This is a genomic window from Thalassotalea euphylliae (genome assembly GCF_003390375.1).
Taxonomy (GTDB): Bacteria; Pseudomonadota; Gammaproteobacteria; order Enterobacterales; family Alteromonadaceae; genus Thalassotalea_F; species Thalassotalea_F euphylliae_A.
Window position 1 is genome coordinate 1,135,293 of the sequence record NZ_QUOT01000001.1, and the last position, 26,534, is coordinate 1,161,826.

The window sequence follows — 26,534 nt, forward strand, 5'->3', positions numbered from 1 at the left end:
GAGCGAATAAAGATGAAGAAATTAATCACAATATGCCTTCTCTGGCTAGTTAGTGCACAAACCTTTGCCTTGCCGAAAGTGGAGTTTACCGCAGTGAATTTGGCGGATCATAAACGCATTGTCGTTTTTATCAAAGACACGCAATCGTTGACGGGTATCGCTGCACAAATTAATCAAGAATCCTCAGGTCAATTACTCGCAGCAATTGCTAACAGTGATGCCTCGACCAAGTTTGGTGATACGCAAATTTTTTACGGTATTGCGCCGTTTACGCAGGTTTCGGTGATTGGTCAAGGTGACGAGCCGTTAACTCAAGCTAGCCTGCAAGCCTTAGGTGGTTATGCTATCGCCAGTATTCCTGCCAACCTGCAAGAGCAAGCCGCCATCGTTACTGATGCACTTAACACCAAAGTTGAAACACCCGAAGCTTGGCTGGCGCTCGGCGCGGCCTTGCGCGACTACCATTTTGATAAATACAAAACGCCGTCAGCCAGAACATTGCCTAGCGACTTGCTTATTCAATCAAACGATATTAATGCGGCAAAAGCTAAATACGACAAAGATTTGAAACATATGGCTGAAGGGATTTACCTCGCACGCGATTTAGCCTCTGAGCCCGGTAAAACTATGTACCCAGAAAGTTTTGTTAGCCAAGTCAAAAAAGCGTTTAAAGGGGTGAAAAATATTGATATCGACGTACTGAAAGTCCGCGATATGAGAAAGCGTAATATGGGCGCGCTGTTAGGGGTTGGGCAAGGCTCAGTGCATGATCCAAGGCTGCTGGTCATAAGCTATGTCGGTGCCGGCAAAAAAGCGCCAATCGCCCTCGTGGGTAAAGGCATTACATTTGATACTGGCGGTATTAGCCTTAAACAAAACAAAGGCATGTGGGCGATGAAATCTGATATGGCAGGAGCTGCTGCGGTTGCAGGTACGTTACTCGCAGTCGCCAAGCGCGGCGAACAAATCAATTTAGTCGGCGTGATGCCGCTGGCAGAAAATATGCCATCTGGTGATGCTATTCGCCCTGGTGACGTGTTAACTACAATGCAAGGCACGACGATTGAAATTATCTCGACCGACGCCGAAGGCCGACTTATTTTGGCTGATGCCGTACGTTACGCGCAGAAAGAGTTTAAGCCTAGTTTGTTGCTTAACATCGCCACCCTGACAGGCTCAGCGGTGCGAGCGCTAAGTGATGAATATGCTGCTGTTGTGACGCGCGACTGGCAATTGACTGAGCAAATGATGGCAATAGGTAAAAGCAGTGGCGAAAACGTCTGGCCATTACCACTGCATCCCAATCATTTTGACCAGATAAAATCGGATATAGCCGATATTAAAAACTCAGGAGCCGGTAATCCCGGCGCCAGTATTGGCGCTGCCGTGGTTGCCACTTTTATTGATAAAGACTTACCTTGGGTACACTTAGATATTGCCGGCGTTGACTGGTTAGACGCAGATATCGCCATAGCTCCAAAAGGCTCACAAGGCTGGGGGGTGCGCTTTATGGATCAGCTAGTGCGTGAAAGTTTGAAATCAGACGAGTAACAACCGCCCTGTTTTCAATGCTTACAGCAACAATAGCTGATCATATTGTTTTTATGAGCCATTAGCACAAGTAATTAGAAAGCCGCTAATTAGCGGCTTCTTTGTAATGGCTATTCAAATACTCAGACATGCATACCGCGAATGGGGTAATCATTGTCTGGGTTTTTAATCCAAGCTAAACCATTAACCAGCGTACCAAGCTCTGGGCGCACAAAGGGATTATTCGAAATATCCACGACATGTAACTTACCCTCGCCATTGACCACAAATAAGCCCGGCTCGGCAAACGGATGATCGGTTTCCTCTGGCGAGCGCGGATCAGAAATATACACACCTAGCTGCTGCATTTGTTCGACGGTTAAGCCGTAAGCAATTGGGAAACTAATGTCTAACTTTTCCAAATGAGCTTCTAGCTGTGCTTTCGAGTCACCAGAAACCGCCAGTACTTCAACGTCAATATCAGCTAACGGTGCTAGGTATTGCTCCAATGCATTTAGGTACTTGGTACATAACGGGCAGTGTTTACCGCGATACACTAACACCAGTTGCCAGCCATTTGTGTTAGCTGCTTTACCCAATATTTGCTGCTCGCCTGAGCGCATCGTGACAGATATTTCAGGAAACTCACTACCCGGGTGCAGTTTATTGGTTGTATTCGTCATCACTTTTCTCGCTTAAAAATGTTGGTTAAGGTGGGCTTCAAAACGTTTAAAGTCGTTTTCAATATCCGCATTTTTCATCACATCAAAACACGCAAAGGTTTCCATCGCCGTCATCCCAAAGAACTTAAAATTCATATGCATAGGGAAGAACAAATCGTCAACGCTCTTGCCTTCAAAAAAGTCTAGCTCGTCATTAAAAGATTCTGCTGGTGCGTTAAACGTCAATGACAACATATATTTAGTGCCCGCTAATGTACCGCCTGTTCCATAGTTGCTTTTCGGTGCATCTTCGGTGCGGCCATCGCCATTACATAAAGCACCACCCATACCTGCGGTATACACTTCATCCATATATTTTTTAAACGACCAAGGTACGCCCATCCAATTCACTGGCGCTTGCAGTAAGACAATATCGGCCCACTGGTGATGTGCCAGTTCTTGTTCAACGTCGACGGTTTCACCAATGCTGATAACACGGATCTCGTGGCCTTTTTCAGCTAATTGTGTCGCCGCTTTGTCAACCAAGGCAGCACTTAGCTTGCCTTCTGAAAATGGGTAATATTGGTGGGCGTTAATAATTAATACATTGCTCATAAGAAAATCTCGTTAATATGCGCTAGCAATCACTTCAGATGTAAATGCGCTAGAAGCTAGGCTATAAATGAAAAATAAAATACAGAATCATCGCTGACTCAAACTTGTGGTTTATTTTAGTAACCTGTAAACTTTAATCAATTAGTATACTTTTAGTAACCTAGTTGAGACCTAGAGAATTTTATGAAAAGTGTTGTAGAAACAGATAGTAAAGGTCGTAAAAAAGTTTTAAATGCCTGCCTAGAGCCATGTGCCATTGAAAAAGGCATGCGGTTAATTGGTGGAAAGTGGACAGGTTCGATTATTTATCACTTAAAAGATGAGCCAGTGCGTTTTAATGATTTAACCCGCTTACTTGGCGGCGCAAGCAAGAAAATGATCGACCAGCGATTAAAAGAGCTTGAAGCCAATGGTATGGTGCTGCGAAAAGTGATCAGCGATCGCCCGGTCGCGGTAAGCTATGAATTAACTGAATTTGGCCGCTCGGCACTATCGATTTTAGAACAGTTAAGAAGCTGGTCTGAACACAACGACATATAAGGTGGCTACTCTGCTACTCAGCTACTCAGCTACGTCAGCGAAGTCAGCTATGTAAGTTTGGTTAAACAAGTCTTGTCGTAAATTACTCATATCCATCCAATTTACCGTGATGAGCAGAATACTTGATCTATAGTCAGTGAATACCCAAATGGTATGTCGCTTATGTCTTTAACAGGAGATCATATGTCTAATCACACTTATAAATTACTCGAATTAACAGGTTCCTCACCAGATGGTATTGAGCAAGCGGTCAGCAATGCTATCGCCAAAGCCAGCGAGTCCTTACACAATCTTAGATGGTTTGAAGTCATCGACACCCGAGGGCATATTGACGAGGGAAAAGTCGCTCATTGGCAAGTCACCATCAAGGTCGGATTTACGCTGGATTAACAGGTAATAGCATGTGCGTCATTGATTAGTGCACAGTGATTATTGGCATCAAGCTTTCCGCCAGTAGTTGTTTACAGGCGAATATTTTCTTTTAAAAAATCGATAAATACTCTGATACGCTCTGACAACGCGGTTTGCTTATAGTAAACCGCCTGAATTTGTTCCCAAGGGTTGGGAGAATGCACAGCGCCCGGTAGCAATTCAACTAAACGGCCAGCGGCTAAATCGCGGTGGATCATAAAATTCGACAGCAACGCCAAGCCATGATGATGCAGCACAAGTTGCCTGACCGACTCGCCGCTGCTTGCCAATATAGAGGGCTTTGTTTGGCACGGCTCAATAAGCGCCCAATCATTAAACTTAGGCAAATCGGCAAAGCCCACGATTTTATGACTTGCCAACGCCGCAATACTTTCCGGCTTACCGTGTTTGGCAAGATATTCTGGCGTTGCCACTATTTTCAATGGGCTTTCCCCTAAACGACTGGCATGTAAGTTTGAGTCATTCAGTTGACCGATGCGAATAGCGACATCGGTGCGACGCTCAAGCAAGTCAATAATGCTTTCATTGGAAATCAGTTCGACCGATATATCTGGGTAAGCGACATTAAACTCAGCCATTAACGGCACAAGTTGGTGCAGAATAAAGGGGCTGGCGGCATCAATTCTGAGTCGCCCTGAAGGCTTGGCATCAGCAAATAAAAGTTTTTCTTCTGCATTAGTGAGGGTGGCTAACGCTTGTTTTGCCTCAGCTAAAAACAAGCGTCCCTCTTCCGTTAAATCCACTCGTCGCGTGGTGCGATTAAGTAAAGTCGTATTTAAGCTTTGCTCTAAACGGCTGACACTTCGTGAGACTTTGGCCACTTGCAAATCAAGCGCATCAGCCGCACTGGAAAAACCACCAGTATCAACAACGGCAATAAATGCCGCTAAATCTTCAATTTTTGATTTAACCATAATCGTGATGCTTTCACTGAAGAGTCACTATAAATTTAGCCAGTCGCAGCACTAGTAATGATAACGAAGCTGTGCGATAAGAATGGTTTGGTCTTGATACTTATACACGATGCGATGTTCATCATTAATTCTGCGCGACCAATAACCAGAAAGACCGTGCTTTAACGGCTCTGGTTTGCCTACCCCCTCATATGGCGTTCGCTGTATCTCCTTGATCAGCAGATTTATGCGCTTGAGCACTTTTTTGTCGGTGCTCTGCCAATAAAGGTACTCTTGCCATGCCTTCGACGAAAAGGTGAGTTTCACTCCATTAACTCTCGCTCAGCTCCTTTACCAGCTTCAAGCTCTGCGATCGATTCCAATAATGCTCTGGCATTTGCAGGAGATCTCAATAAATAAGTGGTCTCCTGCATCGCTTTATAGTCTTCCAGCGACATCATCACCACGGGGCTTTCACTTTTTCGGGTGATAATAACGGGCGCATGGTCTTCACAAACCTTTTCCATGGTTTTAGCCAAATTCGCCCGTGCGGTTGTATAGCTGATGGCATCCATTGGTTTAATCTGCCTTATAACCTGTACTTAATTCTGTACTTAATCATGTAAAGTGAGTGTAGGTTATGCTATTGATGAATTCAACTTAAGCCTCTTACAGTGGTGCTTAAACCCAGAATTTAAGGCGTTATCTTAACTATCTGCTTACCCACTAGCCCACCTGCTAACTGCTTATGCATGGCGTTAGTGACCTTCTCGGCATCAAAATCAATCGCATGAATTTCAGGTACATGCAATTGTTTACTCGCCAATAGTTCCAGTAAATGATCACCCATCATACTCAGTTTTTGCTGAGCACATAAATCATTGGCAAGCCAAGCACCACCGAGTGAAACAGCATGAATGGCCGGCGAGCGTTCAAACAATAAACCCGCATCAATTTCTGGGAGTTCGGTTAAACAGGCAATGCGGCCGTTAAAACGTAATAATTCAATATCACGCGCCGTTGCTTCGCCACCAACTGAATCAAGTACTGCGTCTAATGGCTGATAAGCCAAGGCTTGCTTAATCTTATCCACTAAGTGTTTATCGCGATAATCAAAGACATGATCTGCGCCTAAACAGCTAACTAATTTATGATTGGCTTTCGATGCGGTTGCCAGCACAGTTAATCCTTTGGTTTTTGCCAGCTGAATCGCAAACTGGCCGACAGCGCCTGCTCCTGCTTCAATTAAGATGGTTTCGCCCGCTTCAACTTGCAGCTTACATAAAGCGAGGATAGCTGTCATACCCGCACAAGGTAAAGCGGCGGCTTGGAGTGGTTCAACACCTTCCGGCAGTAGCGATACCGCATGAGCTTCAATCGCGACATATTCGGCAAGTGCACCAGCTTTAGACAAATCGCTATGCCACAGCACTTGTTTACCGATTAACGGGCAATGCGGGCTGTATGAATCTACCACAGTGCCAACGCCATCTAATGCTGGAATATGCGGATATTGCCAAACGCTATGCCCGACTTTCGCTAACTTGCTATCCACTGGGTTGAGCGCGGCATAGTCAACTTTGATCAGTACTTGACCATCACCAACACTCGGCACGGTTAGCTGAGTTTCAGTTAGTTCAAAGTCTTCACTTGCCTTGGTTAATACCAGTGCTTGCATCGCACTGGTAATCGAATTGCTTGTTTTCACTTATTTCCCCGCTAATACAAACTTACTGCGATAGGTTTAGCACTCAAAATAATCATTGCTAGACCTATCGCTATTGGCCGTTCCCTACGTTACTTGCTCAGCTGATAACGTTGAGACGGCCTTTTTATTTTTATTAGCTAGTAGCATATAGAAAACTGGCGTAAATAACAGGCCAAATACCGTTACCCCAATCATGCCGCCAAATACCGCTACCCCCATTGCTTGACGCATTTCTGCGCCTGCACCTGTTGCCAACACAAGCGGCACAACACCGGCAGTAAAGGCAATTGAGGTCATTAAAATTGGGCGTAAACGCAAGCGACATGCTTCTAAAATTGCCGCTAATGGCGATTGACCAGCATCTTGAATTTCTTTGGCAAATTCCACCATCAAAATCGCATTTTTACAGGCCAGTGCGACCAGTACGATCAACGCTATTTGGGTGAAAATATTGTTGTCACCGCCAATCATCCAAACACCCAACAAGGCAGAGAAAATGGTCATCGGCACAATCAAAATAATGGCTAATGGTAAACGTAAACTTTCATATTGCGCAGCTAATACAGTAAACACTAACACCACCACTAGCGGGAAGATGTACACCATGGTATTACCGGCTAAAATTTGCTGGTAGGTGACTTCGGTCCACTCGTATTCCATGCCGTTTGGCAAGGTCGCGGCGAGTACTTCTTCAATCGCAAATTGTGCCTGATCAGAGCTATAACCCGGCGCTGGGCTACCGTTTAATTCAGCACTTGGATAACCGTTATAGTGCATCACGCGATCTGGCCCTGTGGTTGGCGTTACTGCCACAACTGCGCCCAACGGTACCATATGCCCTGCGGCATTACGGACTTTTAAGCCAAGAATTTGTTTCGGATCAACACGAAAGTCTGCATCTGCTTGCGCATTAACCTGATAAGTGCGGCCAAACAGGTTGAAATCGTTGACATACAATGAGCCTAAGTAAACTTGCAGCGCATCGAACACTTCCGAAAGCTCTACCCCTAATATCAAGGCTTGTTCGCGATCCACTTCAATATCCATTTGCGGTACTTGAATGCGGAAAGTTGAGTACAAGCCCATTAACTCTGGGCGTTTCTGCGCTTCACCAATCACCGCTTGTAGTGAGTCAAACAAAGCGTTAAACCCTAAGTTACCTCTGTCTTCAATTTGCAGCTTAAAACCACCCGTTGAACCTAAGCCTTGAATAGGCGGCGGTGGGAAAATCGCGACAAAGGCTTCATCAATAGCCGCAAATTGGCCATTTAAGTTAGCCGCAATGGCATTAGCAGAAAGCTGTGGTTCATTGCGTTCGGTAAAATCTTTTAAGGTGACAAACACAATACCGCTGTTCGGACTGTTGGTAAACCCGTTCACCGACAAACCTGGGAAGGCTACGGTATTGGCAACACCTGGCGTGTTTAGCGCCATATCACTCATTTCTCGGATCACTTCTTCGGTACGATTCAAGCTTGCCGCATCTGGCAATTGCGCAATCGCCACTAGGTACTGCTTGTCTTGCTGAGGAATAAAACCACCCGGTACAGCATTAAACAAGCTACCAGTTGCGCCCACTAAACCTAGGTATAACACAGACACTAACAGCGAGAAGCGGATCAGCTTTTTCACTAAGTTTTCATAGGCATTAGTGCCTCTGTCAAACAACTTATTAAACGGTGTGAATACCACTTTGCTTAGCGTTTTATCTAACACACGTGTTAACCAGTCTGGCTTGGCGTCATGCCCTTTTAGCAACAATGCCGATAACGCTGGCGATAACGTTAACGAGTTAAACGCTGAAATCAGGGTTGAGATGGTAATAGTTAACGCAAACTGCTTGTAGAATTGGCCCGATAAACCAGTAATAAACGCGGTTGGAATAAATACCGCACATAGCACAAGTGCAATCGCAATAATTGGCCCAGTTACTTCGGTCATGGCTTTACGCGTTGCTTCTAATGGTGATAAACCATCGTGAATATTGCGCTCAACGTTTTCCACCACCACAATGGCATCATCAACGACAATCCCGATGGCAAGTACCAAGCCAAACAGTGAAAGCGTGTTAATTGAAACGCCAATCCACTGCATAATAGCAAAGGTACCAATGAGTGATACAGGCACCGCAATTAATGGGATGATTGATGCGCGCCATGTTTGTAGGAATAAAATCACCACTAAGACCACCAGCACAATCGCTTCTAGTAAAGTAGCGATTACCGCGTCAATCGAGCCACGAACAAACACGGTTGGATCGTAAGCGATTTCATAAGCTACCCCTTGTGGAAAGGCTTTTGATAGCTCGGCCATGGTGCTGCGCACTTCATCAGACAATTCAATAGCATTAGAGCCGGGACGCTGGAAAATCGGCATCGCTACCGCAGGCTTACCGTTAAGTAGTGAACGCAAGGCATAGGTGTTTTGGCCTAGCTCAACACGCGCGACATCCTTTAATCGGGTAATAGAGCCATCTTCACCCACTTTAATGACAATATCTTCAAACTCTTCAATCGAGTTTAAGCGCCCTTTTACGTTTAGGAGAACTTGGAATTCACTATCCACTGGCGTTGGCTGCGCGCCTAATGAACCTGCTGCAACTTGTCGGTTTTGCTCACGAACGGCTGAAACAACATCCATTGCTGTCATATTGCGTGAGGCAATAGCATCAGGGTTTAGCCATAAGCGCATTGAGTATTCACCGCCGCCAAATAGCTGAACATCACCAACACCGCCTAAACGAGCGATCTGATCTTTCACATACAGGCTGGCATAGTTTGATAAGTAGCTGATTTCGCGTGACTCATCCGGCGAATATAAATGCACGACCATGGTTAAATCAGGCGAAGCTTTTTCGGCGACTACACCCAAGCGCTGCACAGTTGTTGGCAAACGCGGTAAGGCACTGTTGACACGGTTTTGCACTTGAACTTGTGCTTTGTCTAAGTCAGTACCTAAGGCAAAAGTGACGGTTAAGGTCATGCGGCCATCACTGGTCGCCTGTGAAAACATATACAGCATGTTTTCGGTACCATTGATTTCCTGCTCAAGCGGCGTTGACACCGTTTCAGCAATCACTTTTGGGTTAGCCCCTGGGTAGTTCGCCGTGACCACAACAGTAGGTGGCACAACTTCTGGATATTCACTGACCGGCAGTTGGAATAGAGAAATAGAACCGCCAATCAGGATAATCAGCGACAGCATCGACGCGAATATCGGTCGTTGAATAAAGAAATGAGAAAAATTCACAGCGAGTAACTCCTAGCGAACAGCCGCAAGCGTGTCGGCAGTAGCTGGGTCAACGGTTAGCGCAACCGCTGATAAGTCTAAAGTGACATTGCGCGGGCTGATCACCATGCCTGGGAAGACTTTAGCTGGGCCATTTACCGCGATATTATCTTCAGGGTTTAAACCATCGGTGATCACGCGGTACTGACCGTAACGCTCACCTGCTGTCACTTGACGATATTGCACTGTGTTGTCTTCACCAATCGTTAACACAAAACGGTTTTTCAGATCGGTGCCAATTGCACGATCTGGCACCAAAATGTGTTTTTCAATATCAGTAGACGCCAGTTTTAAGCGAGCAAAAGAACCAGCTTTTAACGCGCGCTCTTGCGTGTGATTATCAAACGTTGCACGTACACGAATCGTACCTGTTGACGCATTCACCGCATTGTCGACAAAGTCGATATTGCCTTGATATTGCCGCTTTGTATTGCCTGCTAAGGTTAGCGTCACAGGCAATGGCGTGTTTGACGTTACCTTGGCAAAATCTGAGTTCCATGTGCGCTCGTCAATATCAAAGTATGCGTACATTTCATCGTTAGATACGATGTTAGTTAACACACTTTGATTAGCGATAACGTTGTTGCCTTCGGTAATTTCAGCGCGAGAAATCACACCAGTAATTGGCGACTTCACTGAGGTGAATTCTAAATCAAGTAAGGCTGAATCGAGTTGAGCTTTCAGTGCTAACAATTCCGCTTTACGTTGTTTTGAATCAGCTGAGCGCGATTCCACTTGTTCAATTGAAATGGCACTGCTTTTTCCTAAGTTTAAGGCTCGTTTTTCTCGATTAATCGCCTCTTCCAACGCTGCTTCACCAGCAAGAATTTGCGCGCGTAAGCGATCAACTACCGCTTGAAATGGACGAGGATCGATTTGAAAAAGTGCGTCACCTTGCTGCACCGTTTGCCCTTCGGTAAAGGCTATGCTTTCAACCACACCTGAAACACGCGGCATTAAAATCACGCGCTGTGGCGTCTCAAGGCGAGTGGTATAGGTATGCCAAGATTGCACTTCTTGAAAGGCAACTTGTGCAACATCAATTGGCAGTGGTGGCATTTGCATTTGTGGCTCGGCTTCTTGGCTATTACATCCAGCCAAGGTAAGTACCGCGAGCATTGCCGTTACGGAAGCTAATAAATGAAGCTTTTTCATGAAAATATATACCTTGTAATGCGCTAATTACGACCACACGTGGTCGAGAATTTTATGAAAAGAGATTGGTAAGGGTGACAAATACAGACTGTGAAACCATGACCAATTTATTGAGCGCTATTGTAAGGCTTTTATTGTTGCCTATTAACCACATATAATGACACACAGTGTTGCCAATGAAGCACCAATAAAGTTAACTTTGTGGAGATCCGAATGGATATTTCTAGCCGTATGTTGTTGTTTTTGGAAGTTTCTGAGCGCGGCTCATTTGCCAAAGTCGCCGAGCATAGAAAAATCGATCGCTCGGTTGTATCGAAACAAGTCGCCAAGTTAGAGCAAGAATTAGGCGTGCGCTTAATGAATCGTACCACGCGCTCCTTTTCCATTACTGGCGCAGGCCATGATGTGCTAAGAAAGGCTCAAGCGCTCAAAAGCCTGCTTGATGACACGACGCGTGTTGCACAAAACTATCACCAAACGCCGCGGGGCACGCTAAAAATCACCTGTAGCTATTCACTGGCTAAGCAAGTGTTAATGCCGGTGATTACCTCCTTTCAGCAGCGCTTTCCGCAAGTTAACGTAGAATTATTCACCGGCGATAAAGTCGTCGATATTATTGCTGATGGTTTTGATTTAGCGATCCGCGTTGGCGAACAAAAAGACTCTTCTATGGTGGCGCGCTACCTTGCCCGCAATCGCTTATTGTTACTTGCCGCGCCAAGCTTTATCGAACGCTTTGGCGAGCCGAAAACGCTTGAAGAACTGGCGAGCTTACCCGCTACTTGCTATGCCGGCGAGCAAATTAGGCCAGATTATATCGATTATGCCGACGATAAAAACGAGACACAGCGTGTGCACCTAAACTGGCAATTTGCCTGTAATGAAGTGGAGTTAATGCGCGACCATGTGCTTTCAGGCGCTTCGTTTTATCTCGCCCCTGCGTTTCAAATGCAAGACGATATCAGCGCTGGTCGCCTAGTGCCGATCATGACCGACTTAAAACTACTGGATTTTACTGCGATTTATGCGGTATACCCGCACCGAGACTTGCCACTTAGAGCACGTTTGTTTTTTGATGCATTAAAAGAATATATCGGCGATAAAATTCCGATTTGGGAGCAGAATATTCCGAACTTTGAAAAAATGTACGGCAATCCAACGCGTGAAGAGTGGAACAGCCAAGCCTAAACCATCAACAAGTAGCTAACGTTAAAAAGGCACTAAAGTTAAAAAGGCACCAACTGGTGCCTTTACGTAAATACCCGCTTAAATACTGGAACTTAGTGCAGTTTCATTTTAGGTCGAGTCACTTTCACTAACCGTTCGGCAAACCACAAAATTGTGGCTCGCACTTGGCCGTGAATAGCGGCTTGGTGCATGCGATACAAAGAAACATACACCAGTTTGGCAATGCGCCCTTCAATAAACATGCTGCCTTTGGTGAGATTCCCCATTAAACTGCCGACAGTACTAAAACGCGACAAATTCACCAGCGAACCATAATCCATATAGCGATATTCTTTCGGCGCGAGCCCTTTGCGCTTACGTAAAATATTTTCTTTGACGATGCTCGCCATTTGGTGTGCTGACTGCGCTCTGGGTGGCACCCAACTTTCATCTGGGTTTTGAAAACCGCAGGCATCACCCAATACATAAATATCCTTATTAAACGTTGAGGTCAGGTCTTTATTGACTAGCACTTGCCCCATGCGATTGGTTTCGACGCCTTTAATTTGTGATAAAAACTCAGGCGCTTTTACCCCTGCCGCCCAGATCATAATATCGGCTTGCAGTTTTTCATCTTCGCTGGTGACAAAGCCATCATGCTCTGCGCGCTGCACCCGCGTTTGCTCTAATACTTCAACGCCTATCTTTTCTAACTCACGTTTCGCAGCGCTTGCAATGCGATCAGGCAAGGCGGGTAAAATACGCGGTCCAGCTTCAATTAGGCGAATTTTAAGCTGCTCTGCGGCCATATGCTCAAAACCATAGCTGCCCAGCATTTCGGTAACATGAAATAGCTCTGCCGCCAGCTCAACACCAGTCGCGCCTGCGCCAACTATATCAATGTGCAGCTCTTGCTTGGATTCGTCCTGACTAATTCGGGTAAAAGTGCTTAATAAAGTTTTGTGAAAGCGCTCAGCCTGTTGATGACTATCAAGAAAATAGCAATGCTCAGCCACGCCAGGCGTGCCAAAATCATTACTGACACTACCAACCGCTAACACTAATTGATCGTAGTGTAGTTGGCGCGTGCCGAGATTATGCTCGTCGCTGACAGGTTCTAAGGTCAGGGTTTTGTTGTCAGGGTTAACACCACTCAAACAGCCAAGCTGAAAGTGATAGCCATGACGTGCGCCATGCGCGTGATAAACCACGGCATTTAAGCCAGCATCAAAGGTGCCAGAGGCGACCTCGTGCAATAAAGGTTTCCACACATGGGTGCGGTTTTTGTCTACCAAGATGATCTTGGCTTGGTTTTTTCGGCCTAGTTTATGGCCTAATTGGGTTGCTAATTCAAGGCCGCCAGCCCCTCCTCCAACGATAACAATAGTTTGCATAGAAAAGTCCTTAAAAGTAATAAAGGACTGACGTCGACAAAATTTTTAACAGCTCACCTAGCATTCTTCGATACAGAGAGGAGCGTAGCCAAAACAACCCAACTTCAGTGCTTTATCACTTAAAAAGCAAAATCATACTAACACAATTTATACGGTAATTTTAAAGAACCCTTTGGTATTAATAAGTTACCTTAGGATTACAGTTCTGAAGCCGTTCTTCGGAACTTCGAACTAGCAAATAGTCGATATGATCTTGATACAAATAGGCTATTTTTGAAGACGATATCGCCTAGCAGGTTAACCTTAGCAACTATAAAGTGGCTCGCAAAAGTTCAACCAAGGTAAATCACCATGAGACCGCTAATTTTAGCGTTAGGAGCCATAGTGTCACTGACCATCGCAACACCCGTTAATGCCTCAGATTCCATGTCAAATAGCCAAACGCATACAAACAGCCTTGTGCAAGCAGATAGCGATGCACTAAGCAAAGATCTAAGTAAAGCACAACCTAGTGTCCAAGATAGTGAGGGCAACACCTATCGCACCGTAGCAATAGGCGATCAAATCTGGCTCGCAGAAAATCTAAGAAGTACTAAATTTCAAGATGGCTCGGCGATAAACACAGCCTTTATTCCAGAAGACGATGAAAATATGCTGCTAACCTATGGTCGGCTCTACAACTGGTATGATGTTGTCGACGAGCGAAATATTTGCCCTGTCGGCTGGCGCGTTGCCACTGACGCCGATTGGCAAGCATTAGAAAAAACCATTGGTATGGCAAATGCCGATTTAAATAAAGAAGGTTGGCGAGGTGACAATGATCTTGCTATCACCCTTAAAGAAGCACAACCAGATAGCTGGTTTAAAAATTTCGATAAATCACAAGTCAATAAATACAATTTCGCTGCCAGACCCGCTGGCGTGAAATGGCATAACTTTTATATCACCCAAGGTATGTACACCGAGTTTTGGACAAGCACGGAGGCAACCGACAAAAAAGCCTATAACCGAACGCTAGTCTACCCTTGGTGGAATTCTCACAAAGGCGAAATTAATCGCGTCAGGATATCGAAAGACTATATGTTTTCCGTGCGCTGTATCAAAATTTAATCAAGTGTAATGAGTTTTGATAACTTGCTAGTGCGATTACTTGGTTTGCGCCCATTGCTTGGGAGATTGGCCATATAATCGCTTAAAGTCTCGGCTAAATTGGGACGAGCTCACATAGCCCATTGCCAGTGCTGCCGTGCTGACATTCTCACCACTAGCAATGCGCATTGCAGCATTATTTAATCGCATGGATTTAACAAATTGTATTGGCGACATAGTGGTTGCTTGCTTAAACTTGCGATGAAAGACAGCGCGGCTCATGCCCACTTGCGATGCAAGCTCGTCAATCGTCACGCTTTTACCTAAATGTGCCGATAAATATTCAATTGAACGAGCGATTTCATTGCCCATACCGAACGCTCGCTTCACTGACTGACCTGCTTGCCCTTCCAGTACAGCGTAATAAAACTCTCTTAATCGATTATCCCCGAGTATTTTCATTTGAGTTGGGTTAGCCAATAATTGCAACAAACGTAGCAACGCATCAGTAAAACTATCATCCCATGTTGCCAAGCTTAAGCTCGGTGATTGGTCGCTATGTTTAGGTTGTTTCATAACACTGGTTGTACTGGCTAATTCGATTACCAGTTCAGTCATTACCTTAGTATCAAGCGAGATATAAACGCCTAACAGTGGCTGTTCAGGTGAAGCCAAAGGTGTGCCTGCTTCAACTGGCATCGACATAGTGCAGCACATGTATTGGTCGCTGCCATAGCTAAAACGCTGACCATCGAGTATCGCCTCTTTAGTACCGCTAACAATGGCGATAATTGCTGGCTCGTATATCGCCGGTGCACATCGCACTGCGTCAGTTACTTTAAAAAGTTGTACGCCTTTAATACCGGTATCGATTAACGCTTCCGCGCTGACCTTGCTTTCACTTGCCGGCTTTTCACTAAGCTGTTGCTCGCCCATGGTTTGCTGACTTACCTGAGCCTCAATTAGTTGCCTTATTTGTTGTTTCAGCGCGTCTTTATTGCTCATATTTACATTCTACTTGTTAGCCTAACCAACTATCTTGACTCCCGAGCCCACATTTTAACAGTTCACCAAATCACTAAATTAACACCAATACGATACAAATAGGCAAGTTTTAACGACTTTATCGCCTATTAGCTACAACTATTGAGATTTATAGTATTTCACCTGAGCAAGTGCTTTAAGCTTATTAAGCATATGGGTTAACGACCGAAACCCGCAATAACGGTGACTTGCCAACCCATTTAGTACTTTAGCAACACGTATTCAGGAGTTAGACGATGACTACACAACAATTTGGCAAAAACGGCTGGAGCCCCGAGCGAATCAGATCATTAGCGGGCAAAACTTATGTTATTACTGGAGCAAATTCAGGCACAGGTTTTGAAGCTGCCCGTATTTTCCTGTCAAAAGGCGCGAAGGTAGTGATGATGAATCGCAATACTGAAAAATCAGCAGTAGCCATCGGCAAGCTTCAGCAAGAGTTTGGTACCAGTTGCCCGGTCAGCTTTATTCAAATGGACTTGGCAAGCTTAGCGTCAGTGCGCGAAGCTGCTGCACAGTTGTTGGAATCAGTACCGCAAATTGATGCACTGATCTGTAATGCCGCAATTGCACAAGTTGCTCAGCAAGAAATCACCACTGATGGCTTTGAGAGTCAGCTTGGCGTCAACCATTTTGGTCATTTTTTGCTATGTGGCTTGTTGTTTAATCGCATTGAAGCGTCAAGCGGTCGTATTGTTGTGGTAGGTAGCAACGCCTATAAAATGGGACTAAAAACCATTCAGTTTGACGATCTAAATTTTGACGCCAAATACACCGCATGGAATGCCTATGCGCAAAGTAAATTAGCTCAGCTAATGTTCGCTTATGAGTTGCAATATCGCTTGGCCAATCAATTTGCCAGCCGTTTAGCCAGCGATACTGATACTAAAGGCTCAAACGTTGAAGTGCACGTCTGTCACCCTGGCGCATCGCGCACTAATTTATTGATGGACACCGCCAGCACATTTAACAAGGCACTTTGGTCTGTGTTATCACGCGTTATCGCCCAACCCGCCGAAAAGGGTGCTTGGCCTCAGGTAATGTGTGCGACTGAGAACGAGTTAAAAGCACAGCGTTACTATGGGCCAACAAGACGCACACAAACGGTTGGCGCTGTTGATGAATGCCCGTTAGAAGCACTGGCGCTAGACAGGGAAGTCGCCACTAAACTGTGGCAGGTATCTGAGCAGAAAACGGGTTTTACTTGGCCGTTTTAGATAGCTATTTGGATTATGCTGTTTAATTCTTGGCGAGTTAAAAGATCTTTTCTCGCCAAGGCTCTTGCTGAATGCTTTATGCAAAACAAAACGCTACTAGCCCTGACTAAATATCAATATAAGGGTATTTAATTTCGCTAACAGGCACAATATAAAAACTTACCCCCGCAATCGAATATGTCGGTAGTTGATATGCAGGGTCAAAGCTTGTCGGTGTGCTAACGGCTTTTCTAAAACGAATATTTTTTAGAATAAGATCGGAAAAGGCATCCACATCATTAGGTGAGAAGGCCAGAATATTGCGGTCAATCACTAAGGAAAAACCGTTAAATATATTGGTAGAATCACAGGAAAAGCCGCAGTAACCGAAGTAGTCAGATAAGTTAGAGCCGATGCGAATCACTTCTTTAACAAACTCTTTCTCGCCAAACAGATAAGCGATTTTCCGTTCGAATAACTCACTGTTTAAACCGACAAATTGACTCATCAAGCTACAGTTTGCGTGGGCATTGATCAGATCGGTTAACAGCTGATTGTTCGCGTGGATCAGCTCAGATTCAGAGACAGCCCCTGACTCGCGAAGCGCTATTAACGAGTCGCATTTTTTCTCAAATGAATCAAAGTAAGCGGCAAAGTGGGCGATAAAATGAGAGACACTAGCATTAAATAAATTCATTCGAATCAAACTTATTGCGAATAAACCATTAATTTAAATCTAGTTAGCTTTTGATGGTTCGGCAACATTGACCATAGATGAAAATTCTTCTCTCATAGTTAATAATTGTAAGTGCAATATCATTCCAATCGAGCTAGCTTTTCCAATAGAAAATCAATCAACACTCTAACCCGCTTTGCTTTTTGCGCGTCTTTGTGGAAATACACATACAGCGCAGAATACGGATACCAATAGTCAGGTAGAACCGGAACCAGCTGGCCGCTATTGATTAATTCAGTGACTAGCGGCTCAACGATACGGCCTATTCCCAAGCCTTTTTGCGCAGCATCCACCATCAAGCTGGTATCATTGACAATTAAGGCGTTAGGCATTTCTACCGTCACTGTTTGACCATTATCATTAAGCAACACTGGCACTAATTGATTCGAGGTAATAAAGCGATACTGGATCAGTTTATGCCCCTGTAATTCGTTTGGCGTTGATGGTAAGCCATGTTGTTTTACATATTCGGGTGATGCGAAAAATGCCTCTTTCATTGGTTTGGTTAACTGGCGCGCCACCATCCCCTGCTCGACGCGATCACCGAAGCGAATACCCAGATCATAGCCTTCTTTTAAAATATCGATCGCCGCATCAGAAACGGAGATTTCCAATTCAATGGCGGGATAACGCTGACAAAATTCCGCATAAATGGGTTGTAATAAATGCTTATAAACAAAGCGCGGCGTAGTTAGCCTAACCTTACCCGATGGTACCTTGCTTAAATCGCTGACACTTTCAAACGCTAAGGGCAATTCCTGTAATGGCTGTTGCGTTTGCTGGTGCAATAACCTGCCGGCTTCAGTGAGCTCAATTCGACGGGTTGTGCGAGTAAAAAGCGGTAAGCCGACTTCTGCCTCAAGTGCTTTTAACGCATTGCTAACCGAAGGCGCGGCAATTTCTAGCTTTTGTGCCGCTTTGGTAATACTGCCCTCACTCACTATTGTGTGAAACATTTGTAGTTGGTTAAAAGTCGCGCCATTCATTTTTGCTGTTCTACATAACAAGCCAATTATTAGTTTTAGGCTAACAATTACTTAGCCATACATCATCTAATAAATAGCAATAAGCTCACATACACTCTCCCTATCAATTACAGACAAGGCCAGTTTAGTCAGGCCTTAGCCATATTAATGCTGTCAGCAGGAGAGTTACCATGAGTAATATTCTAGTAATTTCAGGCCATCCAGATTTAGCCAATTCAAACACCAATACTGTGATCATTGATCACTTAACTACACAGCTTGCCGCTCCCTCATATCGCCTTGAAGTTCGTCGATTAGATAGCTTATACCCAAATTTTCAAATCGATGTCGCCGCAGAGCAAGCAGCGCTTGTTAACGCTGATATTGTCGTCCTACAGTTTCCTTTTTACTGGTACTCCGCGCCAGCGTTATTGAAAAAGTGGTTAGACGATGTGTTTAGCTACAATTTTGCATATGGCGCAGAGGGTGACAAGTTAAAGGGCAAAGACTTGATCTTATCCTTTACGGTGGGTGGCCCCGAAGAGTCATATCAACCACTAGGTTATAACCACTTTTCGATTGAACAGTTAATTTCGCCACTTCAGCAAACCGCTTATTTGGCCGGCATGAATTTTGTTGCTCCTATTTACACCCATCGCATGGTGTATATTCCGGGTGTATACAATACCTTGGAGGATGTACAAGCCCGTGCTACCGCCCATGGTCAACGTCTCGTTAATCAAATTCAACAGTTGTCCAATTCAATCGACAGCAAAGTGAGTAAGTTTGTTACTGATTGGTTTGCCGATTTTGATCTACTGACTGTCGCGCCGGAGCGCTTAACCGCTCATTTAAGCGAGGATGTAAAAATGATCATGCCAGACGGTGAATTTATCGGCCATCAAGGTTTTAGGGACTGGTACGCCATTGCCAGAAAAACTTTTAAACCAAACTGTCAGCATATTGTCGAGCAACTAAGTGTGAGCGAGCAGAACAAAATTGGGTATTACACCGCTGAGTTACGTATTCGTCTTAAAGCAGAAACCTTTCCTAAATCAGCGCTGCAAGGTGAAAGCGTTAATATGCTAGTCAATGAAACTTGGCAGCTGAGCGTGACGGATAATGGTGATATTAATATTTCTGAATACCTAGTCGACGTAGTTAATGCTTAGCTCTTTGGAAACAGCCTCCCTTATTGGGAGGCCTTAACCGCCATCATTTTAATTCAACTATTACACAAACAGAACCAGCTCAAACGAGCAAAAAAATACTCCTATTATTTCATTTTAAACAAATATAATTTGTTATTTTTGCTCTCAATCTAGCCAATCAGCCTTGCTAAGATGCGCGCCACTTAACTTACTTTCTTCACACTTTGCATAATGTAGCGAGGCTCAGCCATGACAGATGCTTTATTCCAGCCTATTCAACTAGGCAAACTAACGCTTCACAACCGTATTGTAATGCCACCTATGACTCGCTCGCGAGCCAGTCAACCTGATGATGCTGCCAACGATTTAATGGCAACCTATTACGCCCAGCGTGCGAGCGCAGGTCTTATCGTTACTGAAGGTACGCAAATTTCACCTATGGGTAAAGGTTATGCTTGGACACCTGGCATATACAGCGAAACACAAATCGCTGGTTGGAAAAAAGTGACTGAGGCTGTGCATGCTAAAGACGGCAGTATTTTCGCGCAGCTTTGGCACGTTGGCCGAGTTACCCACCCAGATAATATCGGTGGCGAGCAGCCAATCTCATCTTCAGCAATTCAAGCCGAAAACGTTAAAGTGTTTGTCGATAATGGCACCGATGAGCCGGGATTTGTTGATGTAACAAAGCCGCGTGAAATGACCCATGACGATATCAAGTTAGTCATTGAGCAATATCGCCAAGCGGCATTGAATGCCATTGAAGCGGGCTTTGATGGCATCGAACTACACGCCGCTAACGGTTATTTGATTAACCAATTTATCGATTCAGAATCGAACAACCGCACCGACGAATACGGTGGTTGCCTTGAAAATCGTTTGCGTTTTCTAGACGAGGTGGTTGCCGCTATGGTAGATGCCATAGGTGGTGATCGCGTTGGCGTGCGTTTGGCACCTTTAACCACGCTTAACGGCACAGTTGATAGCGACCCTATCAACACTTACACAGCAGCCGCGGCACTACTCGATAAGCAAAAGATTGTTTATCTACATATCGCGGAAGTGGACTGGGACGATGCCCCCGATACACCAGTGTCATTTAAGCAAGCACTGCGTAACGCGTTTAGCGGCGTGCTTATTTACGCAGGTCGTTATAACGGTGAAAAAGCCGAAAAAGCTATCAGCCAAGGCCTTGCCGATATGGTTGGTTTTGGTCGCCCATTTGTTGCCAATCCTGATTTACCCAAGCGAATTAAACACGGCTACCCATTAGCTGCTCATGTGCCAGAAACCCTATTTGGCGGCGGTGAGCAAGGTTTAATTGATTACCCTAACTACACTAGCCAAGCTAACGCGGAGCAGTAACCATGATTTTCCAAGATTTTGAGCATCAATCACTAAGCTTAACTAACCGTATCGCCATGGCGCCAATGACACGCTCACGCTCTACTCAGCCCGGTGATATTCCCAATGAGTTAATGGCGAAATACTATGGGCAACGCGCTACAGCTGGACTCATTGTTACCGAGGGCACACCGATATCTGAAGTAGGTCGCGGTTATTCCATGACGCCGGGGATTTACACACCAGAACAAATCGCCGGCTGGCGTAAAGTAACCAATGCGATTCATGAAAAAGGCGGTAAAGTTTTTGTTCAGCTTTGGCATGTTGGCAGACGCAGCCATTCCAGTATTTCTGGGCAACAGCCGCTAGCGCCATCGGCAATCAAAGTGCCGGACCAAGTATTCGGCCCGTTGCCGTCGGGTGGCTTTGGCATGATAGAAATCGAGCAGCCAAAAGCCATGACGCAGCAAGATATCGACAATACTGTCGCTGACTTTGTCCAAGCAGCAAAAAATGCGATTGAAGCAGGCTTTGATGGCGTTGAGATTCACGCGGCACATGGCTACCTGTTTGATACATTTTTGCGTTTTGAAAGTAACCAACGGAACGATCAATATGGCGGTAGCCCTGAAAATCGGATGCGCTTTTTACTTGAGACTTTATCTGCCATAGGTAATGAGATTGGCAATGAAAAGGTCGCAGTGCGTCTATCACCGCATGTGATTGAAGGCTTTGCTGAACAAGACCCAGAGCTGGTGTCACTAACGTTAAAAATGCTAGAAAAGTTGCAGCCAATGAATTTGGCCTATATACATTTTTCCGAGAATATTTCCCGTTACCATGAAGTGCCAGAGTCATTTCGCCAGCAGGTGCGTGACGTTTACCAAAACCCAATTATGGTCGCTGGTAAGCTTGATAAAGACAAAGCTCAGGCTTTGCTAGCTAAAGGTTATGCCGATCTAGTGGCGTTCGGAACGCCGTTTGTCACTAATCCTGATTTAGTCGCGCGCTTTGAAAATAACTGGCCACTAGCGGAGTTTGATGCCGATGCCAGACTGACTTTATATGGTGGCAATGCTGAGGGTTACACTGACTACTCAAGTTATTTTGCCTAGTTTTAAGAGCATAAATATTTTGAAGTTCTAAAAATAGCTCACAAAATAAAAGCTAAGCGTGATTGCTAACTTGCCAGCAATTTAAAAATTCAGCAGTTACGTCTTGGCTTTACCCATTTTCAAAAGCGTAAAATTTTCATATAACCAACAACAGCCATATAACCGAAACCTCTCATATAACCATCAACGCTAAACAACTCAAAATAGGCAAAGTAAGCCACGGAGTTAACGTAAACTAAGCAATTGATGTAGTCAACGTAAGAAACCTAAGAAGCGTTGGCCAGCTAGCTCTTGACTAACCACCTATTTAGAATCAAACACTTACAATAGAATTTTCACCTTCAGATTAAGGTGACAATAACGATAATTCATCAAAATCATAATGCCTGTAAGCTTATACATAAACTCTCTCAATTATGATGCTAACTTGCTGACAATTCATCATTTATTATTACTTTTCGCTCATCTTTAGTTCTAACTAGCTATAATCGCTAGAGCGCCACTTTGATTTAGCCCCTATCATTGCTCAATATTCCTGGTAATCTAGCTAAAGCTTTTACTCTAAGTTATCGAGAAAAAGCAAAAAAAAGCAAAAAAAATCAGTAAAAACAATCATAAATTCTTCAGGTTTAAAATTCTTGGTCTACACTAAAGTGGCATTGCACAAGTCTGTAATACACACCAGACACCTAGTAAACACCCAAGAGTAACCCAAAACTTAGTTCGCTTTTTCAAAGCAAAGGACCTGTTGAGTAGAAGGAAGTCACCAATGAAAAAACTACTGAGTAGATTATCTATTATTCAAGTTTCGTTAATAAGCTCAGCCATACTCGCCATATTTGTTGTCACCTTGTTGATTCAAAACCTATTAAACAAGTGGCACGAAGTGGAAACTACAGAACAAGATATTAAGCTCATTATGTTGCTTGATGCGTTAGAGAAAATAGCACATAACCACGCTGTTGAACGGGGGTTAACCGCAGGCTTTTTAGGCAGCGGCACCGACCAAGCTAGGCAGAAAGTTATCGCTCAACGTCAAAAAGCCGATACATCGATTAACAACTTACGAGAGCTACAAAAAGAGCTTGATCATTTAGGTGATAAACTTAGTGAAAATCTCACTATTTTGTACAACTATGAAGCAGGTAAAGCCAGCCTGCGCCGTAAGGTTGATGTGCGAAACGCGCCGGAAGCATTTGGCTACTTCAGTACACTCAATAAAATTGCTATTGATATAGCCGCAAGTCTCAAAAATCAAATTAAGCACCCTGAGTTAGCTGAAGAATTAAGCGCTTCCTTTCTATTTGCTCAGTACAAAGAGCGACTTGGGCAAAATCGCGGCAAAATAAATGGTGTTTTAGCCAAACAACAAATTACTCCGCAAGCCCAACAAGACATCGCTTTGTATAGTGCAGAACTGCGCTTGTTGAACAATTATTTGAAAGCTACCCTATCAGGAACCGACGGGCAGCAAATTTTCAACCGAATTTTGAGCTCTGGAGACTCAATTCGAATTAAATCGATTGTCGATCAATTATTAGCATCAAGCGCTCCTGATTTTTCCTCGCTACCAAAACCTGCCAGCTGGTTTCCAATGGCAACCCAGCAAATTGGACAAGTAAAAGCCATGCTAGACGACCAATGGCAAACCATTCAAGCAGATGGCGAGGCAATGAAAAACGACGCGTTAAATGATTTTACTTATACAGTTGTCGCGTTTGTGATCACTGTCATCATCATTATTACGCTGAACTACTATTTACTATCAACTCTTCGTGCGGAGCTTGGCTACTTAACTAAAATGCTAAAAGAAGCTGAGAACGGTGATTTAACCGTTGAGTTGCGCCTTGATACCAAAGACGAACTAGGTGAAATATCAAGCGCTATTCACAACACAGTTTATGCGTTTAAAGCCTTGATGCTAGGGTTAGATAAGTCAGTCAAATCAGGAACCCGCCTCAACAATAGCATGAACGAAGCGACACAAACCGTGTTAGAAGAGTCAGTTAAAACACAGTCAATGGCTACAAATATCGCCAGTGCAATTGAAGAAATGGCAGCCACTAGTCGAGAAATTGCTCAGTCTGCGTCGCAAACCTTAGACGCCAGTGACGACTTAAACCGACAAGCAAAGCAACTGATTGATGACAATCAAGCAAGCCAGACTTCAATCAATGATTTAACCACAAGTATGAATACTGTTGAATCACTTGCCGCGCAAATGGAGCAGCAAGTTGCCAGTATTTCGTTAATTCTTGATTCGATTAGCAGTATTGCCGAGCAAACCAACTTACTTGCCTTAAACGCCGCAATTGAAGCTGCACGTGCTGGTGAGCATGGTCGAGGCTTTGCTGTGGTCGCCGATGAGGTAAGAAGTTTGGCTGGTAACAGTAAAGAGTCTTCAGAGAAGATTGCTTCACTACTCAATCAACTGCAATCCATTACTGAACAAGTCGTTCACTCAATTGACGATAGCGCTGAGTTGTCGAAAACTGCATTAAAGAAGTTTGAGCAAGCAAAAGGCGTGTCTGAGCAAGTGCATGCTCAAAGCCGTAATTTGGAATCGCTGGCAATGAACGTATCTTCTGCTGCCGAGCAGCAATCGACTGTTGCCGCAACCATTGCTGGCGACGCAACTAATGTGCTGGAATATGCGAACCACGAAGTTGAAGCATCTCAAGATTTAGAGCAAATTTTCAAAGATATGAAAATCAACTCTAAAACACTTCAAAACACCATGGACAACTTTAAATTTCAGTAGCAATTTAAACGCAAGCCAATAACAAAAAAGCGAGCATCACTTAGCGTGAATTGCTCGCTTTTTTATTTGCCTATTTCTGCCTAATTAGCTTTGTTATCTTATCTTTATATGACTGTTTTTATTGGAATTTAGACACAGATTCGATTTAAGGTAGTGTCAACATCGGCAGCTGTGCGCTGTTGTTGCTCAGCGTGCTCAGCAATGGCAGCTAAACCTTGCGTGACATCACGGCTTAAGGCCACCACCGTCGCCATAGCCTCGTTTATCGAAGATGTCGACAGTCGTTGTTCATCAGTGCCACTGGCTATTTGTGAGGTTAGATTGTCAACGTCAGCAAAGGCATCACCGACTTGGTCTAATGCCGACACCACCTGCTGAGAATGCGCTAAACTTTCTTGTGTTAACGCTTGCCCTCGGCCAATTGCGTTAACCGCATTGGTCGATTTTTCTTGTAAACCTTCTACCATCGACTGAATTTCTACCGTTGACTCTTGGGTTCGATGCGCCAGCGCCCTCACCTCATCGGCGACCACGGCGAAACCACGCCCTTGTTCTCCGGCACGCGCTGCTTCAATGGCGGCATTAAGTGCCAATAAATTAGTTTGTTCCGCAATGCCACGAATAACATCGAGTACAGTGCCAATTCGTGAGCACTCTTCTTGCAGCAAGGCTAAGTCATTGGCCATGCTGTTGACTTCATTGGTGACCGATTCAATTGTATGTTGGCTGGTATTTGACGAGGAAGTACCCTGTGCAAGAATTTCCATCACACGACTAGTCGTTTCGCTAACTTGCTCTGCGCTGTCAGATAAAATACTCGAAGTTTCGGCAACTTGATTGATTGAGCCTGCCATTAGCTCGATTTGATTTGATGATTCGTCAACGGCATTAACCGAGTTAACCATTTGTGATGACAGCTTAGTAGAGCCTTGACTTAACACCTCAGACTCAGTGCGAATTTCTTCAATTACTTGCCCTAAACCTTCAATAAACTCGCTTAATTCATTAGTGATTTCAGCAAGTTCATCGCTACGGCTATCATTAAGTGGAGACTCTGGTGCTTGCTCAGTACTCACCACTAACGCCAAATAGGCTTTTAGCTTGGCAAGCCTAGCCGTTAATGTCTGTTGGGAATAAAAGTAACAACCTATCAGCTGAGTGACGAGCATCGCTAGCACAAAGCCTGTGACTGCGCCACCCGACAAGGCTTCCGCCATCAAGACACTAACGACAACAAAAATGACACCAATCAATGCCAACGGCATCAGCAATTTTACGTTTAACCTATCTAACATATTAACTTTCCATATTATTTTTCTTATTCTTCACAACTTTCTGAGTAATGATATTTACCGTCGTCTCACCTTTAGCCCTGAATAATAGTACTCGAGCTATTTTGAAACTTAATAAGATAATAAATGACATCATTGTTATGAAAGCGTTACCAAATTACCGACAAATCAGCTATTTTTCTATGATAATTTTAAGATTTAACAGACAAATCATTTATCTGCATGAATATTGAGCAATTATTAATTCTAGTTTTGGCGTTAGGAGTTATTTGGGGCGGTATACTGTTACTAAAACAGTCTGCGAAGAAATTTAACCTGACAGATGAACAGAAAAAGAAAGTAAAAGAGCGTCAAGCCGCTTGGGAAAAGGAAGAGAAAGAAGAAGATAAGGAATGAAAGACATCGCTAGGACATTAAAAAAGAAATCAGAAAAGAAAAAGATGTTAAGTAGTTGATG

24 protein-coding genes are annotated in these 26,534 nt (G+C 44.3%); 11 read left to right on the top strand and 13 right to left on the bottom strand.

The genetic code is table 11. The features are described from left to right. Nucleotides 1-12: 12 nt before the first annotated feature. Complete coding sequence (locus tag DXX94_RS05010; protein WP_116014261.1) at nt 13-1,551, top strand: leucyl aminopeptidase; 1,539 nt, start codon at nt 13-15, stop codon at nt 1,549-1,551. A gap of 122 nt (nt 1,552-1,673) precedes the next feature. Here DXX94_RS05010 and DXX94_RS05015 read toward each other — a convergent pair whose 3' ends face one another. Both DXX94_RS05015 and DXX94_RS05020 read right to left on the bottom strand, forming a co-directional pair. Next, the gene (locus DXX94_RS05015) at nt 1,674-2,213 is read right to left on the bottom strand and encodes a redoxin domain-containing protein (RefSeq protein ID WP_181901480.1); all 540 of its coding nucleotides are present in this window, start codon (nt 2,211-2,213) and stop codon (nt 1,674-1,676) included. A gap of 12 nt (nt 2,214-2,225) precedes the next feature. Continuing rightward, nucleotides 2,226-2,807 (bottom strand): NAD(P)H-dependent oxidoreductase, encoded by a 582-nt coding sequence (locus DXX94_RS05020; RefSeq protein WP_116014265.1) that lies wholly within the window; start codon nt 2,805-2,807, stop codon nt 2,226-2,228. Nucleotides 2,808-2,990: 183 nt separating this feature from the next. Between DXX94_RS05020 and DXX94_RS05025 the strand changes: the two genes are divergently transcribed. Beyond that, nucleotides 2,991-3,347, top strand: coding sequence for a winged helix-turn-helix transcriptional regulator (locus DXX94_RS05025; protein WP_115999664.1), 357 nt, complete (start codon nt 2,991-2,993; stop codon nt 3,345-3,347). Nucleotides 3,348-3,530: 183 nt separating this feature from the next. Continuing rightward, complete coding sequence (locus DXX94_RS05030; protein WP_116007334.1) at nt 3,531-3,737, top strand: dodecin; 207 nt, start codon at nt 3,531-3,533, stop codon at nt 3,735-3,737. 71 nt (nt 3,738-3,808) lie between these two features. On the opposite strand, the gene DXX94_RS05035 is transcribed toward DXX94_RS05030, so the two are convergent. From DXX94_RS05035 to DXX94_RS05060, 6 genes are all read right to left on the bottom strand, one after another. Beyond that, nucleotides 3,809-4,696 (bottom strand): LysR family transcriptional regulator, encoded by an 888-nt coding sequence (locus DXX94_RS05035; RefSeq protein ID WP_116014266.1) that lies wholly within the window; start codon nt 4,694-4,696, stop codon nt 3,809-3,811. A gap of 48 nt (nt 4,697-4,744) precedes the next feature. Next, nucleotides 4,745-4,999, bottom strand: a complete 255-nt coding sequence (locus tag DXX94_RS05040; protein ID WP_116014268.1) for a Txe/YoeB family addiction module toxin — start codon at nt 4,997-4,999, stop codon at nt 4,745-4,747. Beyond that, nucleotides 4,996-5,247, bottom strand: coding sequence for a type II toxin-antitoxin system Phd/YefM family antitoxin (locus DXX94_RS05045; protein WP_116014269.1), 252 nt, complete (start codon nt 5,245-5,247; stop codon nt 4,996-4,998). Before DXX94_RS05045 ends, DXX94_RS05040 begins: the two co-directional genes overlap by 4 nt. A gap of 119 nt (nt 5,248-5,366) precedes the next feature. Further along, complete coding sequence (locus tag DXX94_RS05050) at nt 5,367-6,350, bottom strand: zinc-binding dehydrogenase (RefSeq protein WP_116018307.1); 984 nt, start codon at nt 6,348-6,350, stop codon at nt 5,367-5,369. 114 nt (nt 6,351-6,464) lie between these two features. Next, nucleotides 6,465-9,629, bottom strand: coding sequence for an efflux RND transporter permease subunit (locus tag DXX94_RS05055; RefSeq protein ID WP_116014271.1), 3,165 nt, complete (start codon nt 9,627-9,629; stop codon nt 6,465-6,467). 12 nt (nt 9,630-9,641) lie between these two features. Then, the gene (locus DXX94_RS05060; protein WP_116014272.1) at nt 9,642-10,823 is read right to left on the bottom strand and encodes an efflux RND transporter periplasmic adaptor subunit; all 1,182 of its coding nucleotides are present in this window, start codon (nt 10,821-10,823) and stop codon (nt 9,642-9,644) included. A gap of 213 nt (nt 10,824-11,036) precedes the next feature. Here DXX94_RS05060 and DXX94_RS05065 point away from each other — a divergent pair, with 213 nt between their 5' ends. Then, nucleotides 11,037-12,011 carry a LysR family transcriptional regulator gene (locus DXX94_RS05065; protein WP_116014274.1) on the top strand — a complete coding sequence of 325 codons (975 nt, stop codon included), beginning with the start codon at nt 11,037-11,039 and terminating at the stop codon, nt 12,009-12,011. Nucleotides 12,012-12,103: 92 nt separating this feature from the next. Here the strand turns inward: DXX94_RS05065 and DXX94_RS05070 are convergent, their stop codons facing one another. Beyond that, the gene (locus DXX94_RS05070; RefSeq protein WP_116014275.1) at nt 12,104-13,384 is read right to left on the bottom strand and encodes an NAD(P)/FAD-dependent oxidoreductase; all 1,281 of its coding nucleotides are present in this window, start codon (nt 13,382-13,384) and stop codon (nt 12,104-12,106) included. Nucleotides 13,385-13,735: 351 nt separating this feature from the next. Between DXX94_RS05070 and DXX94_RS05075 the strand changes: the two genes are divergently transcribed. Further along, complete coding sequence (locus DXX94_RS05075) at nt 13,736-14,494, top strand: fibrobacter succinogenes major paralogous domain-containing protein (RefSeq protein WP_258872105.1); 759 nt, start codon at nt 13,736-13,738, stop codon at nt 14,492-14,494. 36 nt (nt 14,495-14,530) lie between these two features. On the opposite strand, the gene DXX94_RS05080 is transcribed toward DXX94_RS05075, so the two are convergent. Then, nucleotides 14,531-15,409, bottom strand: coding sequence for an AraC family transcriptional regulator (locus DXX94_RS05080; protein ID WP_116018311.1), 879 nt, complete (start codon nt 15,407-15,409; stop codon nt 14,531-14,533). 344 nt (nt 15,410-15,753) lie between these two features. Between DXX94_RS05080 and DXX94_RS05085 the strand changes: the two genes are divergently transcribed. After that, on the top strand, nt 15,754-16,734 hold the full coding sequence (locus DXX94_RS05085) for an SDR family oxidoreductase (protein ID WP_116014277.1): 981 nt from the start codon (nt 15,754-15,756) through the stop codon (nt 16,732-16,734). A gap of 106 nt (nt 16,735-16,840) precedes the next feature. On the opposite strand, the gene DXX94_RS05090 is transcribed toward DXX94_RS05085, so the two are convergent. Then, on the bottom strand, nt 16,841-17,410 hold the full coding sequence (locus tag DXX94_RS05090) for a hypothetical protein (RefSeq protein WP_116014278.1): 570 nt from the start codon (nt 17,408-17,410) through the stop codon (nt 16,841-16,843). Nucleotides 17,411-17,529: 119 nt separating this feature from the next. After that, a complete protein-coding gene (locus DXX94_RS05095; RefSeq protein WP_116014280.1) occupies nt 17,530-18,435 on the bottom strand; it encodes a LysR family transcriptional regulator in 906 nt (301 codons plus the stop codon). Nucleotides 18,436-18,605: 170 nt separating this feature from the next. Between DXX94_RS05095 and DXX94_RS05100 the strand changes: the two genes are divergently transcribed. The 4 genes from DXX94_RS05100 to DXX94_RS05115 all read left to right on the top strand — a co-directional run bounded on the left by DXX94_RS05100 (nt 18,606) and on the right by DXX94_RS05115 (nt 24,785). Then, entirely contained in the window at nt 18,606-19,586 is a 981-nt protein-coding gene (locus tag DXX94_RS05100; RefSeq protein WP_116014281.1) for an NAD(P)H-dependent oxidoreductase, read from the top strand. A 228-nt stretch (nt 19,587-19,814) separates the two neighbouring features. Continuing rightward, complete coding sequence (locus tag DXX94_RS05105; RefSeq protein WP_116014283.1) at nt 19,815-20,930, top strand: alkene reductase; 1,116 nt, start codon at nt 19,815-19,817, stop codon at nt 20,928-20,930. 2 nt (nt 20,931-20,932) lie between these two features. Continuing rightward, complete coding sequence (locus DXX94_RS05110; protein ID WP_220348047.1) at nt 20,933-22,024, top strand: alkene reductase; 1,092 nt, start codon at nt 20,933-20,935, stop codon at nt 22,022-22,024. A 769-nt stretch (nt 22,025-22,793) separates the two neighbouring features. Then, complete coding sequence (locus DXX94_RS05115; RefSeq protein WP_116014284.1) at nt 22,794-24,785, top strand: methyl-accepting chemotaxis protein; 1,992 nt, start codon at nt 22,794-22,796, stop codon at nt 24,783-24,785. Between the two features lie 128 nt (nt 24,786-24,913). Here the strand turns inward: DXX94_RS05115 and DXX94_RS05120 are convergent, their stop codons facing one another. Continuing rightward, the gene (locus DXX94_RS05120; protein ID WP_116014286.1) at nt 24,914-26,080 is read right to left on the bottom strand and encodes a methyl-accepting chemotaxis protein; all 1,167 of its coding nucleotides are present in this window, start codon (nt 26,078-26,080) and stop codon (nt 24,914-24,916) included. 219 nt (nt 26,081-26,299) lie between these two features. Here DXX94_RS05120 and DXX94_RS05125 point away from each other — a divergent pair, with 219 nt between their 5' ends. Further along, the gene (locus DXX94_RS05125) at nt 26,300-26,473 is read left to right on the top strand and encodes a DUF2897 family protein (RefSeq protein WP_116014288.1); all 174 of its coding nucleotides are present in this window, start codon (nt 26,300-26,302) and stop codon (nt 26,471-26,473) included. Nucleotides 26,474-26,534 lie beyond the last annotated feature (61 nt).